This window comes from Aeromicrobium sp. EU05-FHT14F07 (assembly GCF_058790455.1).
The window spans coordinates 39435-54480 of the sequence record NZ_JBYTCR010000009.1 but is presented as its reverse complement, the minus strand read 5'-3'; the positions used below and the strand labels follow the sequence as shown (position 1 = coordinate 54480).

General features: G+C 72.8%; 13 protein-coding genes and 3 tRNA genes (1 of these 16 running past the window's edge). 7 read left to right on the top strand and 9 right to left on the bottom strand.

The features are described 5' to 3' along the window. The 3 genes from AC3WRM_RS09900 to AC3WRM_RS09890 form a co-directional block, all read right to left on the bottom strand. Positions 1–53: transfer RNA gene (locus AC3WRM_RS09900), tRNA-Lys, on the bottom strand (it extends 123 nt beyond the left edge of the window). 49 nt (positions 54–102) lie between these two features. Continuing rightward, positions 103–1776, bottom strand: coding sequence for a phytoene desaturase family protein (locus AC3WRM_RS09895; protein ID WP_492248193.1), 1674 nt, complete (start codon positions 1774–1776; stop codon positions 103–105). Between the two features lie 46 nt (positions 1777–1822). Further along, on the bottom strand, positions 1823–2395 hold the full coding sequence (locus AC3WRM_RS09890) for a hypothetical protein (RefSeq protein ID WP_492248194.1): 573 nt from the start codon (positions 2393–2395) through the stop codon (positions 1823–1825). A 98-nt stretch (positions 2396–2493) separates the two neighbouring features. Here AC3WRM_RS09890 and AC3WRM_RS09885 point away from each other — a divergent pair, with 98 nt between their 5' ends. Next, positions 2494–4230, top strand: a complete 1737-nt coding sequence (locus AC3WRM_RS09885; RefSeq protein ID WP_492248195.1) for a glycerol-3-phosphate dehydrogenase/oxidase — start codon at positions 2494–2496, stop codon at positions 4228–4230. Further along, complete coding sequence (locus tag AC3WRM_RS09880) at positions 4230–5003, top strand: DUF4097 family beta strand repeat-containing protein (protein ID WP_492248196.1); 774 nt, start codon at positions 4230–4232, stop codon at positions 5001–5003. The genes AC3WRM_RS09885 and AC3WRM_RS09880 overlap by 1 nt, the downstream gene beginning before the upstream one ends. Before the next feature lie 1020 nt (positions 5004–6023). On the opposite strand, the gene cspE is transcribed toward AC3WRM_RS09880, so the two are convergent. From cspE to orn, 3 genes are all read right to left on the bottom strand, one after another. Continuing rightward, positions 6024–6227: a transcription antiterminator/RNA stability regulator CspE gene (gene cspE / locus AC3WRM_RS09875; protein WP_492248197.1), complete on the bottom strand. Its 204-nt coding sequence runs from the start codon at positions 6225–6227 to the stop codon at positions 6024–6026. Between the two features lie 310 nt (positions 6228–6537). Beyond that, positions 6538–6613: transfer RNA gene (locus AC3WRM_RS09870), tRNA-His, on the bottom strand. Between the two features lie 72 nt (positions 6614–6685). Beyond that, the gene (gene orn, locus AC3WRM_RS09865; protein ID WP_492248198.1) at positions 6686–7318 is read right to left on the bottom strand and encodes an oligoribonuclease; all 633 of its coding nucleotides are present in this window, start codon (positions 7316–7318) and stop codon (positions 6686–6688) included. Between the two features lie 150 nt (positions 7319–7468). Between orn and AC3WRM_RS09860 the strand changes: the two genes are divergently transcribed. Further along, on the top strand, positions 7469–8251 hold the full coding sequence (locus AC3WRM_RS09860) for a DsbA family protein (protein ID WP_492248199.1): 783 nt from the start codon (positions 7469–7471) through the stop codon (positions 8249–8251). A gap of 49 nt (positions 8252–8300) precedes the next feature. Here the strand turns inward: AC3WRM_RS09860 and AC3WRM_RS09855 are convergent, their stop codons facing one another. Continuing rightward, on the bottom strand, positions 8301–8660 hold the full coding sequence (locus AC3WRM_RS09855) for a fluoride efflux transporter FluC (protein ID WP_492248200.1): 360 nt from the start codon (positions 8658–8660) through the stop codon (positions 8301–8303). Continuing rightward, entirely contained in the window at positions 8657–9049 is a 393-nt protein-coding gene (locus AC3WRM_RS09850) for a fluoride efflux transporter FluC (protein WP_492248201.1), read from the bottom strand. Before AC3WRM_RS09850 ends, AC3WRM_RS09855 begins: the two co-directional genes overlap by 4 nt. A gap of 35 nt (positions 9050–9084) precedes the next feature. Between AC3WRM_RS09850 and AC3WRM_RS09845 the strand changes: the two genes are divergently transcribed. Next, positions 9085–10035 carry an aldo/keto reductase gene (locus AC3WRM_RS09845; protein WP_492248202.1) on the top strand — a complete coding sequence of 317 codons (951 nt, stop codon included), beginning with the start codon at positions 9085–9087 and terminating at the stop codon, positions 10033–10035. Positions 10036–10097: 62 nt separating this feature from the next. On the opposite strand, the gene AC3WRM_RS09840 is transcribed toward AC3WRM_RS09845, so the two are convergent. After that, positions 10098–10171 (bottom strand) — tRNA-Arg (locus AC3WRM_RS09840). A 161-nt stretch (positions 10172–10332) separates the two neighbouring features. Between AC3WRM_RS09840 and AC3WRM_RS09835 the strand changes: the two genes are divergently transcribed. From AC3WRM_RS09835 to AC3WRM_RS09825, 3 genes are all read left to right on the top strand, one after another. Further along, on the top strand, positions 10333–11541 hold the full coding sequence (locus AC3WRM_RS09835; RefSeq protein ID WP_492248203.1) for a PrsW family intramembrane metalloprotease: 1209 nt from the start codon (positions 10333–10335) through the stop codon (positions 11539–11541). A gap of 97 nt (positions 11542–11638) precedes the next feature. Further along, complete coding sequence (locus tag AC3WRM_RS09830; protein ID WP_492248204.1) at positions 11639–13372, top strand: dynamin family protein; 1734 nt, start codon at positions 11639–11641, stop codon at positions 13370–13372. Then, a complete protein-coding gene (locus AC3WRM_RS09825; RefSeq protein WP_492248205.1) occupies positions 13369–15030 on the top strand; it encodes a GTPase family protein in 1662 nt (553 codons plus the stop codon). The genes AC3WRM_RS09830 and AC3WRM_RS09825 overlap by 4 nt, the downstream gene beginning before the upstream one ends. Positions 15031–15046 lie beyond the last annotated feature (16 nt).

The window sequence follows — 15046 nt, the reverse complement described above, 5'->3', positions numbered from 1 at the left end:
CCGTGAACCCGCTGATTAAGAGTCAGCTGCTCTGCCAATTGAGCTAGGGGTGCTCGCGCTCAGAGAACATTACCAGCAGGGGTCTGGGAGTCGAAATCGGGGTCAGCGGCCGAGCAGCTCGAGGAGGGCGTGGGCGGCGTTGTGGCCGGCGATGCCGCTCACGGCGCCGCCCCGACGGGCGCCGCTGCCGCACAGCAGGATCCGGTCGTGGGCGGTCGCGACGCCCCACCGCTGCGCCGGGGTGTCGGCGGGCTCGTCGTCGGCCAGCCAGGGCCAGGCGAGGTCGCCGTGGAAGATGTGTCCGCCGGGCATCGCGAGGGCCTGCTCGACGTCGGCGGGCGTCTTGACCTCCACGCCGAGCACGAGCGGCTCGAGGGGCTCCGCGAGGTGCGCGTCGATGGCGGTGAGGAACCGCCGGTACTCGCGTTCGGCGGCTCCCTCGTCGAGCAGGTTCTCGTAGGGCGTGTGCAGGCCGAACCAGGTGAGGGTCTGGGCGTCGGTCGCCGCCAGCTCGGGGCCGAGGATCGAGCGGTCGGTGAGGGTGTGGCAGTACAGCTCGCCCGACGCGAACGGCTGCTCCCCGCGAGCAGCTGCGGCGTGCAGGGCCTCGACCTGGCTCATGGCCTCGTCGACGTGGAAGGTGCCGGCGAACGCGACCGTCGGGTCGTCGCCGGAGCGCAGCCGGGGCAGGCGCGACACGAGCAGGTTGATCTTGAGCTGGGAGCCGGACGGCCGGGGCACGCCGTCCTGCTCGCCAGGCCACAGCAGCGTGTCCAGGGTGTGCGGTGCGATGCCGCTGAGCGCGTAGCGGGCATCGACATGGACGTGGCCGTCCGTGCTCGCCGCGTCCACGACCACGCCGGCCTCTTCGCCCCGGTCGTCGCAGTCGCTGCTGCATTCGCAAGCGTCCCGGTGCTCCACCGGGTCCACCGACGTCACCGTGACACCGGTGAGGATCCGCACGCCCGCCTCCCGCGCCACCCGCTCGAGCTCGGCGGTGACCGTGCCCATCCCGCCGACCGGCACCCGCCACTCGCCCGTGCCGTTGCCCACGAGGTGGTAGAGGAAGCAGCGGTTCTGCACCAGGGAGGGGTCGTGCAGCGACGCGAAGGTGCCGATGAGCCCGTCCGTGCCGACCACGCCGCGCACGACGTCGTCGGCGAAGCGACGCTCCAGCGCCTCGCCCAGCGGTCGCTCCACCACGTCGGCCCAGACGGGCTGGCCGGTGGCGGGCCCGAGGTCGCCGACCCGAGGGAGGGGCCGCAGCAGGGTGGGCGCGACGGCAGCGGCGAGCCCAGCGACCTCGCCGTAGAACGCCTGCCAGGCCTCGAAGGCGTCGTCGTCGCCGGTGAGGGCGCGGAAGGACGCCCGGGTGGCGTCGCCCTCGTCGGTCTCGACGAGCAGCCCGCGTGCCTCGCCGTCGCGCTCGTACGGCGTGTAGGAGGCGGTGGGGCGCGAGCGTAGCTCGAGCCGCAGGCCCAGGTCGTCGACGAGCGCCTGCGGCATCAGGCTCACCAGGTAGGAGTACCGCGACAGGCGTGCGTCGTGCTCGGGGAACGTCCGTGCGCTCACCGCCGCGCCGCCCACGTGGTCGAGCCGCTCCAGCAGCACGACGTCGAGGCCCGCCCGGGCCAGGTAGGTGGAGGCGACCAGCGCGTTGTGACCTCCGCCGAGCACCACGACGTCAGCCGTCTCCTCGCGTGACTCCGTGACCTCGTCGGAGGGCACTGCGTACCAGCCCGAACCTTCGGGCTGCGTGAACCACCTGCTCGTCATGGCCCCACTCTGGCAGAGCGAGCACGTCGCCCGCGGAGCGTCGGTGTCAGCCCTGGCAGAACAGCTGCCCGTACGGCCCGGCCGACGAGCGCTGCTCCGTCACCCTGCCGTCGACGGTGATCGTGCACGTGATCGTCGCGCCGCTCGGGCCGGCCTGCATGAACATCTGCGCGTAGTCGGGTCGCCCGTACACGAGCGTGCTCAGCGACCACGACGTGCCGACACCGGTGGCGGTGCCGCTGGGACGGTCGCGGCTGGTCGGCACCAGGTAGCCGACGACGCCGATCGGCTCGCTCGACGTCGCGCTCAGGGTGATGCGCCGGGCGCGGATGCTGGCGGTGCCGCCGGTGCCCGGGAGTCCGGCGGGCTCCTGCAGACCGGTGACGGAGCGGGGGGCGGTCCCCTCCGGCTCCGCGTCGGGGTCGGACGCGGCCGCCGACATCGACGGCGACGGGGTGGATCGGCTCAGGCCAGGACGCTCGACACCCTTGTCGTCGGCGGCGACGGCGTCGCTGCCGGTCGCGCCGGACCCGCCCATGGGCACCAGCAGGGCCGCCAGCAGGGCGAGCCCGGCCAGGATCCCCACCACCACGAAGGGGTGCCGTCGTATCGCGTCCACGGCTGCACAACGAGGAAGGCGTCACCGGGTTAGGCCGAGCGCACCGGCGCAGCGCCTCCCAGGGCGCATCGTGGAGGGGTCTCTGTTTGACTGGAGGCATGCGCCCCGTCCCTCTCTCGCCCCACGCCCGCCAGGCCGCCCTCGACGCGATGGAGGCCGCCCCGCTCGACGTCCTGGTGATCGGGGGAGGGGTCGTCGGCGCCGGCTCCGCCCTCGACGCCGCCACCCGCGGCCTCTCGGTCGGCCTGGTCGAGGCCCGCGACTTCGCGTCGGGCACGTCCAGTCGGTCCAGCAAGCTGATGCACGGCGGCCTGCGGTACCTGGAGATGCTCGACTTCCGGCTCGTCGCCGAGGCGCTGAAGGAGCGTGGGCTGAACCTGCAGAAGCTCGCGCCCCACCTCGTGCAGGAGGTCGCCTTCCTGTACCCGCTGCAGCACCGCGGCTGGGAGCGTTTCTACGCCGGGTCCGGCGTCGCGCTCTACGACGCCATGAGCAAGGCGTCCGGCTACGGCAAGGGGGTGCCGCTGCACCGCCACCACACGCGGCGTGGGGCGCGCAAGATCTTCCCGGGCCTGCGCAAGGACGCGCTGGTCGGCGCGCTGCGCTACTACGACGCGCAGGTCGACGACGCCCGGCACACCATGTTCCTCGCCCGCACGTCCGCCGCCTACGGCGCGCACGTCGCGAGCCGGACCCGCGTCGTGGACCTGCTCCGCGAGGGCGGTCGGGTGGTCGGCGCCCGCCTCAAGGACCTCGAGTCCGGGCGCGAGCTCGACGTCCGCGCCTCCGTGGTGCTCAACGCCACCGGCGTCTGGACCGACGAGACGCAGGGGATGGCCGCCGAACGCGGCCAGTTCCACGTGCGCGCCTCCAAGGGCATCCACCTCGTCGTGCCGCGCGACCGGATCCGCGGCGAGGGCGGGCTCATCCTGCGCACCGAGAAGTCGGTCCTCTTCGTCATCCCGTGGGGACGCCACTGGATCATCGGCACCACCGACACCGACTGGGACCTGTCGAAGGACCACCCCGCCGCGAGCCGCAACGACATCGACTACCTCCTCGAGCACGTCAACCGCGTGCTCGTCGAGCCGCTGACCCACGCCGACGTCGAGGGCGTCTACGCCGGGCTGCGGCCCCTGCTGGCGGGCGAGGACGAGGCCACCAGCAAGCTCTCGCGCGAGCACGCCGTCTCCACGAGCGTCAAGGGTCTGGTGGTCATCGCGGGCGGCAAGTACACGACCTACCGGGTGATGGCCAAGGACGCCGTCGACGCGGCCGTCAACAGCATGACCCGTCAGCTCGACCGCGTCGTCCCCGCCTCGTGCACCGAGGACGTGCCGCTGCTCGGCGCCGACGGCTTCGAGGCGCTCTGGAACCAGCGGCACCGTCTGGCCGCCGACAGCGGACTGTCCGTCGCTCGCATCGAGCACCTGCTCCGACGGTACGGGTCGCTCGTCGTCGAGGTCCTCGACCTCGTCACCACCGACCCGACGCTCGGCGAGCCGCTCGCGGGCGCCGACGACTACCTGCGCGCCGAGGTCGTCTACGGCACGACCCACGAAGGCGCGCGGCACCTCGACGACGTCATCGCCCGCCGCACCCGGATCTCGATCGAGACGTTCGACCGCGGCACCGAGGTGGCCCGCGAGGTCGCCGACCTCATGGGCGACGCGCTCGGGTGGACGAGCGACCAGCGCGACGTCGAGGTCGAGCACTACCTCAAGCGGGTCGCCGCGGAGCGCGAGTCGCAGACCATGCCCGACGACGAGACGGCCGACGCCGCCCGCATGGGGGCTCCCGACGTCGTGCCGGTCGCCACGGCCGACACGCCGTGATGCACGACCCGCCCCCTGGTGCCCTCGACGACCTCGAGGACGACCCGGGACCGTCGCCGCTCCTGCGCACGCTGCGGCCGGTGCTGATCACGGCCGTGCTCGCCACGCTCGTGCTCGGCGGGTTCGCGCTCGCGTCGCACCTGTGGAGCGAAACCCGCACCGAGACCGGCCGGCTCGACCTGGAGGGCTCTGGCCTCCTGCGGCTCCAGGCCGGGCCGGCTGACGTGCGGGTCGTCCAGGGCGACGTCACGGTCCCGCGCTACGTGGCTCGCGTGACGAGCGGTCTGGTCGACACCCGGTTCGAGGTCGAGCGGGTGGGCGGGGCGACCCGGCTCGACACCGCGTGCCGCCCCCTGCTGAGCCCCGGCTGCGGGGTCGACGTGACGATCACCGTGCCCGAGGGCACGGCCGTCGACCTCCTCACCGGGTCCGGTGACGTGGACGTGTCGGGTCTCGACGGTGCGGTGGCCGTGCGGACGGGCTCCGGCGACGTGGACGCCGAGCGGCTGCGGACGCAGGACCTCACCGTCCGCACCGGGTCCGGCGACGTCGAGGCGACGTTCGCCCGCCCGCCGTTCGCGGTCAAGGTCGCCACCGGCAGCGGCGGCGTCGAGCTGGGCCTGCCGCAAGCCGAGACCCCCTACGCCGTCGACGCACGCAGCGAGTCCGGCGAGGTCGACGACACGATCCCCGCCACCGACGCGCAGGACGCACGCGTCGTGCGGGTCAGGACGGGCTCCGGCGACGTCGAGGTCGAGCTCGACGGGTCGTAGGGGGGCTGCTGCTGGGGGGTGGCGGCCTCTCGGCGTCCTGCGGGTTCGGTGGTGGGACTTCTCCTTCGGGTGGGGCTGCGCTGGCGTCGTTTCTCTCTCGGGTGGGGCTGCGTGGGTGCGGCTCCGTGGTCGGGTGGGGCTGCGTCGGTGCGGCTTTGACTCGTCCTGCGCTCCGAAAGGGGCCTCGACCGGGCGGCTGGGCGGGAGCCGGTTTCGGGTCTCGGGCTGTGTCTCGCGTGGGACGCAGGAATCTGCGTTCGTGCGTTGGGACTCGAAGGGTTCTGCGTTTGCTACGGGATCCCGTCGTGAACGCAGAAGCGTTCGACCTGACTCGCGTAAATGCAGAATCTTGGGTGCCCTTTGGGTTGGGGGGACGAAGGATTCTTCCTTCTCGTGGACCGTTCCACGAGAAGGAAGAATCCTTCACCCGCCTCGCTCGCTCAGCGGTGGATCTGCCACCTCAAGAGCGCCCGTACGGTGGCAGATCCACCGCCGGACGCGAAAACGCAGAATCTTGCGTCCAACGCGAGCCGCAGCCCGAGAACCCAGCCCACCGGCCCGCCAGCCGCCCGGTCGAGGCCCTTTCGGAGACCACACCCACGACAAGCCGCGCCAGCGCAGCCCCACCTCAGCAGCAAGCCGCGCCGACGCAGCCCACTCGCGCGAGAAGCCGCGCCAGCGCAGCCCCACCTCAGCGGCAAGCCGCGCCGACGCAGCCCACTCGCGCGAGAAGCCGCGCCGACGCAGCCCACTCGCGCGAGAAGCCGCGCCAGCGCAGCCCCACCTCAGCAGCAAGCCGCGCCGACGCAGCCCACTCGCGCGAGAAGCCGCGCCGACGCAGCCCCACCCGACCACGGACCCGCACCGACGCCGCCCCACCCGAACAAGAAGTCACACCACCGCAGCCGAAGGACGTGACCGAGCCCGACGACGCACCCCACCTGTGCCCCCCGAAAAGGACGACGCCCCCACCGCGATCGGTGGGGGCGTCGTGCGACTCGTCAGAGCGACGAGCTGAGATCAGATCGGGCGGATGTTGGCCGCCTGCAGGCCCTTCTGGCCCTGCTCGACGTCGAACTCGACCTTCTGGTTCTCCTCGAGCGAACGGTAGCCGTTCGCCTGGATGGCGCTGAAGTGGGCGAAGACGTCCTCGCCGCCCTGGTCGGGGGCGATGAAGCCGAAGCCCTTGTCAGCGTTGAACCACTTCACAGTTCCGGTAGCCATGTGTTTCTCCTTCGGTGGTGCGCATGCGCGTGTCGCATGCGACGGGTGTCGCGACGCGCATCAACCGGGAGAAGCTGGAGCGACCGGGGGGACCCGGTGCGCTCGATCTTTCTGGCACAACAAACGCCTACAACTGACACCCACCCTACACGTCCGGCCGAGGGCGACGCACCCCCTCGTCCCGTCGGCCTGTCGGGCGCGGACATGCGGCGTGCGACGGTGCTGCGGGCGGCCCGATCGCCGCCTGGACGCGGACGAGGCGCGACCCGCACCGAGGCATACACCTCGGGCGGCTCGCGCCTCGGTCACATGGGGTGGACGACGGGACTTGAACCCGCGGCCACCGGCACCACAAGCCGGTGCTCTACCAACTGAGCTACGCCCACCATGCGTGGCGGCAGGCCGTCACGACGCGGACGATCATAGCCCACGTGGCGCGCGGCCCCGCCGGTGCCCCGTCACGACTCTGCGGAGGCCTCCAGGCGGGCCAGGGTCGAGCTGGCCGCGACCTCGGCGGCGAGCGCCCGGGCCGCCTCCGTCTCGGGCCCGGGATCGTCCACGAACACGGCGCGACGGTAGTAGCGCAGCTCGTCGATGCTCTCGGCGATGTCGGCCAGCGCGCGGTGGTGCCCCGCCTTCGCGGGGGCCGCGAAGTAGGCGCGCGGGAACCACTGGCGGGCGAGCTCCTTGATCGACGACACGTCGATGACGCGGTAGTGCAGGAAGCCCTCCAGCTCGACCATGTCGCGCGCGAGGAACGTCCGGTCGGTGCCCACCGTGTTGCCCGCGAGCGGCGCCTTGCGCGGCTCCTTCACGTGCTCGCGGACGTAGGCGAGCACCTGCTCCTCGGCGTCACGCAGCGTGGTGCCGGCCTCCAGCTCGGTGATCAGGCCCGACGCGGTGTGCATGCGCGTCACGACGTCGTTCATCTGCTCCAGAGCCTGTGCCGGGGGCTTGATGACGAGGTCGACGCCCTGGCCGAGCACGTTGAGCTCGTAGTCGGTGACGAGAGCCGCCACCTCCACCAACGCGTCGGTCTCGAGGGAGAGCCCGGTCATCTCGCAGTCGATCCACACCAGTCTGTCGTTCACGCGACCGACCCTAGGCCACCGTGGCCGCCCCAGCCGCCCACCCCGGGTAGCCTTCCAGGGAACCGACGGGGCGCGGTCTTCGTTGTGCCCCACGAACGACGGGCGCACGCCTCCCGTCCTGTCCCAGACGCCGCACAGGAGCCAGACCACGTGAGCAACGACCGCAAGCAGCGAGCCGAGCAGATGCGCAAGGAGCGCGAGAAGGCCGACAAGCGCCAGCGCAACGTCATCACCATCGCGATCGTCGCCGTCGTCATCGCCCTCGTCGGCGTCGGCGGCTACGCCGTGAAGTCGACGGCCGACAAGAACGCCAAGAGCACCGACCTCGTCGCGCCGAAGAACACGAAGGACTACGGCATCCTCTACGACCAGGCCGACGCCGAGGCCTCCGACGGCGGCGCCGCGTCCGGTGACGCCAAGCCGGTCAGCGTCGAGGTCTACGAGGACTTCCAGTGCCCCGTGTGCCAGCAGTTCGAGCAGGTCGCCGGCCCGATGCTCAAGCAGCAGGTCGCGTCGGGCGAGATCGCGCTCACCTACAAGCCGTTCTCCTTCCTCGACGAGAACGGCGGCAGCACCAACGACTACTCCAAGCGCGCCACCAACGCCGCGCTCTGCGCGCTCGACGCCGGCGGCGTCGACGACTACGTCAAGGTGCACGACTTCCTGTACGCCAACCAGCCGCAGGAGGGCACCGCCGGCCCCGAGAACGCCAAGCTCGTGGAGGACCTCAACAGCCTCGGCATCACCGGTGCGGGCATCGACTCGTGCGTGAAGTCCGAGAAGTTCGTGCCGTGGGTCGTCAAGGCCAAGGAGGTCGCGCAGGACAGCGACCGCAAGATCAGCGGCACGCCCACCGTCTTCGTGGACGGCAAGAAGCTCGACGACTTCAGCCCCGCCACGATCCAGAAGGCGGTCGAGGAGGCCAAGGCCTGACCTCGTCCTCGTCGCGCACGGCCCCCGCACCCTCGGTGCGGGGGCCGTGTCACGTCAGCAGCAGGCCGACCCAGGCCGCCGCGACGCAGACGACGGCGGTGCCCACCGCGTGGGCGACCGCCCGGCCGCCCCGGCCCCGGAGCGCCAGGCGGGCGGAGTCGAGGCTCGCAGTGCTGAACGTGGTGTAGCCGCCGAGGAACCCCGTCGCCACGACCGTGCGCGCGGCGCTGTCGTCGAGCAGCCCGACGGCCAGCCCGATGAGGAACGACCCGCTGACGTTGACCGCGACGATGCCCCACGGGAACCGCCCGGCGGAGCGTTGGCCCACCCACGTGTCGACGAGCAGCCTCAGCACCGAGCCGGCGCCGCCGGCGACCGCCACCGCTCCCGCCAGGAGCACGCCCGTCACCGTGCGCCCCTGGTCCGCAGGGCGCGTCCGGCGGCGAGACCGCCCACCGAGGCCGCGAAGCCGCCCGCGAGGGTCGCGAGGAGGTAGACGAGGGCGTCGGCGGCCCGACCGTCGGCGAGCAGGGACTGCGTGTCGAGCGCGAAGGCGCTGTAGGTCGTGAACCCGCCCATCAGGCCGGTCCCAAGCAGCAGGCGGATCCGCGCGGACGCCACGGTGGCGGTGAGGACGCCGAGCAGGAACGCGCCGAGCACGTTGACGCCGAGGATGCCGACCGGCAGCCCGTCGACGGGAGCCACGGACACGGCCACGCCGTAGCGCGAGAGGGTGCCGACCGCGCCGCCGACGGCGACGAGCGCCACCGCGTCCGGACGCGGCCAGGTCGTCGCCATGGTCGGACTCTACGACCCGCCGATAGGTTCGTCGCATGGACGTCTCACGGCTCGTGCTCGGCACGATGTACTTCGGCACCCGGACGGACGAGGCGACGTCGCGGGCGCTGCTCGACCGGTACCTGGCCGCGGGGGGCAGGACCCTGGACACCGCCAACTGCTACGCGTTCTGGGTCGACCCGAGCGGCCACGGGGGAGCGAGCGAGCACGTCATCGGTCGTTGGCTCGCGGCGGAGCCGTCGCGTCGGGACCGGGTCGAGCTGGCCACGAAGGTGGGCGTCGAGCCGCTCGACGTGCCCCGTGCGGACGGTCACCTCGTCGAGGGACTCTCGGCCGAGGTCGTGCGAGCCGGATGCGAGGCGAGCCTGCGGCGCCTCGGCGTCGACGTCATCGACCTGTACTGGGCGCACGGGGAGGACCGTGGGACCCCGCTGGAGGAGACGGTGGAGGCGTTCGGGTCGCTGGTCGCCGACGGCTCGGTGCGGCGTCTGGGCGTCTCCAACCACCCGACGTGGCGGGTCGAGCGCGGCCGCGCCCTCGCCGAGGCGCGCGGGCTCGAGCCCTGGACCGCCCTGCAGCTGACGACGTCGTACGTGCACCCGCGTCCTGGCGCGGTCGTCGAGGGCAAGGACCACCGGTTCGGCTTCGTCACCGACGAGACGGTCGACTACGTCGCCGAGCACCCTGACGTGGAGCTGTGGGCCTACTCGCCGCTCGTGCAGGGCTCCTACGACCGTCCCGACCGACCGTTCCCGGAGGCCTACCGGCACCCGGGCACGGAGCGACGCCTGGCGGCGCTCGACGAGGTCGCGCACGCGCACGGCGTGGCGCGGTCGGTCGTCGTGCTCGCGTGGCTGCTGGCGTCGCGGCCGCAGGTGCGTCCGATCCTGGGGGTCAGCTCGGTGGAGCAGCTCGAGTCGGCCCTGCGCGTCGCCGACGTCGACCTGGCCGCCGACGAGCTCGCCGCCCTCGACGCCCCCACCTGAGGACCCTGGCTCCCGGCAGGACCCGCGACCCGGGGAGAAGGGGTTCTGCTCGTCGATGTGAGCGCCCCCGGCAGGAATCGAACCTGCGACCCGAAGATTAGAAGGCTTCTGCTCTATCCATCTGAGCTACGGGGGCCCGCCCCCACCCTAGTCCCACCCCTCACCACCGCTCCGCGCCCCCGATTCGGTACCTCATCGCCCGTCCTGGCGCCCGGAACGGGCGATGAGGTGCCGAATCGGGGGGACGTGACGCGCGCCGCGGGGCGGGGCGGGGTGCGTTCCCCTAGGCTCCGGGGGGTGAGCCAGCCACACGCCCAGGAGGCCGCGCCGGAGGTGGCGGGCCGCGGGACCATCCCGCGTCGGATGCCGCGCTACGTCGAGCGTCCGCGCCAGCGGGGACGTACCGCGCTGATGGTGCTCACCGGCATCGGTGTGGCGCTGGGCCTGGTCGAGGTCGTCGTGGTCGCCGCGGGCGCGGAGGCGCTCGAGGGTGCACGCCTGGCCATCATCTACGCGCTGGTGCCGCTGCCGGTGCTGTGGTTCGTCTACTGGTGGCTCGACCGCTACGAGCCGGAGCCGCGTCGCTACAAGGTCGCGGCGTTCGTGTGGGGTGGTGTCGGCGCCGTCGGCATCGCGCTCGCCGTCCAGGTGCTGCTGGGGGAGACGACCGACCTGACGAAGGAGCAGCTGGCGACGTTCGTCGCGCCGGCCAGCGAGGAGCCGGCCAAGGGCCTGTTCCTGCTCCTGACGTTCCTGCGCTGGCGCCGCATCATCGACGGCTTCCTGGACGGTCTGATCGTGGCCGGCCTCGTGGGCCTGGGCTTCGCGTTCGTCGAGAACATCGGCTACTACGCCCTCAGCTACGCCGGCGGGCCCGACGTGCCCATCGCCGGCGCGGAGGGCGCCGCCGGCACCTTCGTGGTCCGCGGGATCGCCAGCCCCTTCGCCCACCCGCTCTTCCTGTCGGCGTTCGGCATCGCGCTGGGCCTGGCCGTCGGCATCCGCTCGAAGGTCCTGAAGGTGCTGGTCGGCACCGTCGGCCTCGCGATCAGCATGGTCCTGCACGGGCTGTGGAACGGGTCCGCGTCCTACTTCGGTGGCGTGGGCTTCGCGCTCACCTACTTCGCGCTGTTCCTCCTGTTCGTCACGCTCGCGGTGGTGGCGATCGTGGCACGGTCGCGACAGGTGCGGACGCTCGAGCGGTCGCTGTCGTACGTCGCCGAACGCGGCTGGATCCACCCCGCGGAGATCCCGTACCTCTCGCGCTTCGGCTACCGCAAGCAGGCCCGCCGGCACGCCCGACGTCACCACGGCCGGGTGGCCGGACGGATCGTGCGCCGCTACCAGCGGCTCGCCACCGAGATGGCCTTCCTGCACGACGCGATCATGCAGGGCCAGACGAAGCCGCACGGGGTCGAGCGGACCTACGCGCTGCTCGACGCGATGTACGAGCTGCGCCCCGCGCTCCGCTTCCCGCCGCCCCTGCCCGTCGCGCACCGACGGTGACGCGACGCGGACGCACCGTGGTCACGCGGAGTCCACTACCGTGTCCCTTGACCCCGCGGAAGAGCCGCAACGACACGTCGAGACGGGAGGAGCACCGGTGCCCAGCGAACACGCCTCGGCCGAGCTGCTGGGAGCGCTGAGCAAGCTCCTCACCGACGTCACCGCGGCGCCGCTCTCGCTGGAGGTCCCCGGCGTGGACGAGGTGCGCGCGACGCGCGCCGAGATGGTCGACCAGCTGTCCGACTACGTCATCCCGCGGCTCGTGCAGCTCGAAGCGCCGCTGCTGACCGTCGTGGGCGGGTCGACGGGCGCCGGCAAGTCGACACTGGTCAACTCGCTGGTGGGGGAGCAGGTCACCGAGTCCGGCGTCCTGCGTCCGACCACGCGCTCGCCCGTGCTGGTGCACCATCCCGACGACGCGGAGTGGTTCCAGCCCGACCGCATCCTGCCCGAGCTGCCTCGCACCAAGGCGGTCACGAACGACGTCTACGCGCTGCGCCTGGCTCCCTCCACGGGTGTCCCGCGCGGCCTGGCGATCCTCGACGCGCCCGACATCGACTCGATCGACGCGGCCAACCGCGAGCTGGCCACCCAGCTGCTCGCCGCCGCCGACCTGTGGCTGTTCGTCACCTCGGCCGCGCGCTACGCCGACCAGGTGCCGTGGGACTACCTGGGACGGGCCGCGGAGCGCAGCACGTCGGTGGCCGTGGTCCTCGACCGTACGCACGCCGACGCCGTCGTGGAGGTGCGCGGCCACCTCGCGCGCATGATGACGTCGCGCGGGCTGTCGGACTCCCCGCTCTTCACGGTGCCGGAGTCGCCGGTCGGCGAGGACGGACTGCTGCCCCGGGAGGCCGTCGAGCCCATCCGGGGCTGGCTGCGCGACCTCGCCGCCGACCCGGAGGGACGTTCCGCCGTCGTCTTCGGGACGCTCGACGGCGCGGTGCGCCACAACGTGATGCGCTCGCACGTCGTCGTCGACGGCCTCGACGAGCAGCTCGCGGCCGCGCGTCAGCTCCACGACGACGCCACTCGCACCTACGCCGAGGCGGTCGACCTGCTGCGCCGGGCCACCGCCGACGGCACGGTCATGCGTGGCGAGGTCCTGACGCGCTGGCAGGAGTTCGTCGGCAACGGCGAGCTGCTGCGATCGGTCGAGGAGCGCGTGAGCCGCATCCGCGACCGGCTCGTCGACCAGGTCACCGGCAAGCGCACCCGGTCCGCGGAGGTCAGCGAGGCGGTCGAGTCCGGTCTGCAGACCCTGCTCGTGGAGCAGCTCGAGGCCGCCGCGGAGGCGGTGTACCGCTCCTGGTCCTCGGTCGGCGCGGGCCGGGCGCTGATCGCCTCGGAGCGCGGCCTGGACCGAGCGTCGCGCGACGTCCGGGTCAAGGCCGAGCGGCTCGTCCGCGACTGGCAGGCCGAGGTGCTCGAGCTCGTCCGCGCGGAGGGCTCGGACAAGCGGCTCACCGCGAAGTTCCTCGCCTTCGGCGTCAACGGCATCGGCGTCGCCCTCATGGTGCTCGTGTTCGTCAGCGGGTCGGCCGGGCTCACCGGCGCCGAGGTCGGGGTGGCGGGCGGCACGGCCGTCGTCGCGCAGAAGCTGCTCGAGGCGATCTTCGGCGACCAGGCCGTCCGCCGGCTCGCCGAGCGCGCCCACACGTCGCTGGTCACCGCGGTCGAGGCGCTGGCGACCGCGGAGAGCCGGCGCTACCTCGACCTCGTGACCGACCCCGCCGCGATCGAGGCCTCCCAGACCCGGCTGCGCGACGCCGCGCGCCGGGCCGAGTACGCACGTCACATCGACTTCCTGGACGGAGAGACAGCCTCATGAGCGAGCGTCCCGGACCCGTCGCGCGCGCGACCTCGGCGCTGTTCGGCGGTGAGCGCAACGACGTCGCCGCCCGCCTCGACGGCCTCGGCGAGGCGGTCGAGGCCGCCCGGGGCCGCCTCGACGACGCCCTGCTCGACCCCGCCGCGGCGCTGGCCGAGCGAGCCTCGGAGCGGCTGCGGCTCTCCGGCGAGCACACGATCGTCGCGCTCGCGGGCGCCACGGGCTCGGGCAAGTCGTCGCTGTTCAACTGCCTGACCGACCTCGAGCTCGCCGGTGTGGGCGTGCGCCGTCCGACCACCTCGTGGGCCCTGGCCTGCTCGTGGGGGCCCGACGGCGCGCAGGAGCTGCTCGAGTGGATGGGGATCCCCGCGCGCCACCAGGTGTCGCGGATGAGCATGCTCGACCGCTCGTCGGCCGACACGAAGCTCGACGGGCTGGTCCTGCTCGACCTGCCCGACCACGACTCCACCGAGGTCGCGCACCACCTCGAGATGGACCGGCTGGTCCAGTACGCCGACCTCCTGATCTGGGTCCTCGACCCCCAGAAGTACGCCGACGCCGCCATCCACGACCGCTACATCCGGCCGATGGCGGCCTACCGCGACGTCACGCTCGTCGTGCTCAACCAGATCGACCGGATCCACTTCTCCGAGCGGGAGCGGGCGCTGGGCGACGTGCGCGCCATCCTCGACCGCGAGGGTCTGCCCGGCGTGCCCGTCCTCGGCGTCTCCGCGCACCGGGGCGACGGGGTCGACGACCTCAAGCGCGAGCTCGCGCGGCGCATCCGCGCCAAGGCCTCGGCCAAGGAGCGTCTGGCGCAGGACATCGCGGCCTCGGCCGCCGGCATCGTGACGGTCGGGGGCCGCAGCGACATCCCCGGCATCACCGACATCGACCGCCAGGCGCTCGATCTCGCCCTGCTCGACAGCGTGGGCGCACCGCAGCTCGTCGAGGCGGTGGAGGCCTCGACGCTGCGCACCGCGCGCCGGCACACCGGCTGGCCGCCGCTGCGCTGGGTCGGTCGGCTGCGCAAGGACCCCCTGCGCGAGCTCGGCATCGACCCCGACGGGTCGATCGCGTCGCTCTCGCGCGCCGTGCGGCCGTCGGTCGGGCACGTCCAGCGCGCGCAGGCCGAGTCGGCCGTGCGCGAGATCTCCGAGAAGGCGGCCGTCGGTCTCGAGCGCCCCTGGCGCGACGCCGTCCGCGAGGCGTCGGTCAGCACCAGCGCCGACGTCGTGCGCGAGCTCGACGAGACGGTCGACCGCATCGACCTCGGCCTGTCCCGCACGCCGTTCTGGTGGCGAGCGGTCGACGTGCTGCAGTGGCTCGCGTTCGCGGCGCTCGTCGTCGGCGTCGGTTGGGGAGCGGTCGAGCTGCTCAGCGGCCTCGTGGGCTGGCAGGTGGGCGACGCGCCCGTGGTGGCCGGGACGTCGTTGCCGCTGCTGCTGCTCCTCGGCGGGCTGGTCGGAGGGGTGCTGCTGGCCGCGCTGTCCCGTGCGGCGGTGCGGGCGAGTGCGCGGCGGCGGGCGCAGCAGGCCGACGCGACGCTGCGTCGGGCCGTCGCCGAGGTCTCCGAGCAGAAGGTGGTCGCACCGCTGCAGGTCGAGCTCGACCGCTACGAGCGCTACCGCTCGGGCATCCTGCGCGCCCTGGGCTGACCCCACGGGTGTCGGT